This window comes from Burkholderia sp. BCC0405 (genome assembly GCF_902833075.1).
Classification (GTDB): Bacteria; Pseudomonadota; Gammaproteobacteria; order Burkholderiales; family Burkholderiaceae; genus Burkholderia.
Genome location: NZ_CADFEO010000076.1, coordinates 1 through 344, shown reverse-complemented (window position 1 = coordinate 344; position 344 = coordinate 1). Strand labels below are relative to the sequence as shown.

Below are 344 nucleotides of genomic sequence, written 5' to 3'. Positions count from 1 at the left end.
TCGGCGTTGGCTTTTGCTCGGGAACCGATTGCCAGCGCGCCTGCGCCGTTCGTCGTGACCATGCTGCCCATCGCGACCGCATACGGTTGATCGACCCCGGTCTGCGCAATACTGCCGATCGCCACCGAGTGATCCGAATTCGAGACTGCCTGCAGACCGACCGCGATCGAATTGATCCCGCTGGCGCCACTCCCGACGCCAATGGCGGCGGCCGTGCCCATCTTCGGATCGCGACCGTTCATCGATGCAATGTTCGGCATGCTGCCGTCCGCGCCCAACCCTTCGATCGCGACGAAGCTGCCCGGCTTCGATTCGACGTCACGCACCATCCGCGTCATCTTCGC

General features: G+C 64.2%; 1 protein-coding gene. It reads right to left on the bottom strand.

Features of this window, described 5'->3' with window-relative positions; all coding sequences use genetic code 11:
* Window positions 1-242, bottom strand: a 242-nt coding sequence (locus tag HWX36_RS36765; protein ID WP_208457852.1) for a hypothetical protein, incomplete at its 3' end; no start/stop codon positions are given.
* Between the last annotated feature and the right edge of the window lie 102 nt (window positions 243-344).